Genomic DNA, 661 nt, shown 5'->3' with positions numbered 1-661 from the left:
CAACACCCAACGCCATCTGATCAGCAGACCTACCCTCCGGCGTTTCCGCGCCGACGCGGCGTCTGCGTGGGCGTCTGCGGTTGTCTGATTTCAGGCAGGGTCGGGGGTCTTTCGACTTGCAGAAGTTAACCTGTCAGCACCCTCAGGCGAGCCACAATCGGTAGATGCTTTGGCTAAAGGCCCTTTCCGTCGCTTGCTAGGCGGCTGTAAGGCCGCGAGTGTGTAGATCGGCGTCCAAAACGGGACCCTCTCCATTTTGACCAAGCAGCTGATCTAAAAGACTCTTCTGGCAGTAGCTTGCATGACATCGGCACCGCTCGGGGCCCTGCGTAGGATAACTTTCTTCATTCACGTCAGTCGGTTACCGGCATAGCGATGGAGGTCCGTTTTGGACGCCGATCCACAGCTCTGGCTGTTGGAGCGGCGGGTCGAGGGGAACTGGTGGTCTTCGCGCGACGTTGGTGCTGCGCAAATACACACAAGGCTGGGATGGCGGCGATTTCGACGGGCAAGCGACGCTGATGGCGCATGGCTCACTGAAGGGTGCTGTCAGTTTAATGCGAACTTGTCTCCACTCAGGGCGGGTTAAAACGCTGACGGGGATGGAAATTTGTGAAGCCGATCTCGTTCAAGCGCCACCGGTTCCCGTCGGATGTCATCC

1 protein-coding gene is annotated in these 661 nt (G+C 58.4%); it reads left to right on the top strand.

The genetic code is table 11. The features are described from left to right. Positions 1–461 precede the first annotated feature (461 nt). The coding region (locus tag ACP7AS_RS13100; RefSeq protein WP_426029300.1) for a hypothetical protein at positions 462–661 on the top strand (200 nt) is incomplete at its 3' end.

Origin of the sequence: Brevundimonas sp. TWP2-3-4b2, from assembly GCF_049897345.1 — a bacterium.
GTDB lineage: Bacteria > Pseudomonadota > Alphaproteobacteria > Caulobacterales > Caulobacteraceae > Brevundimonas.
This window is presented reverse-complemented; position numbering and strand designations above follow the sequence as displayed.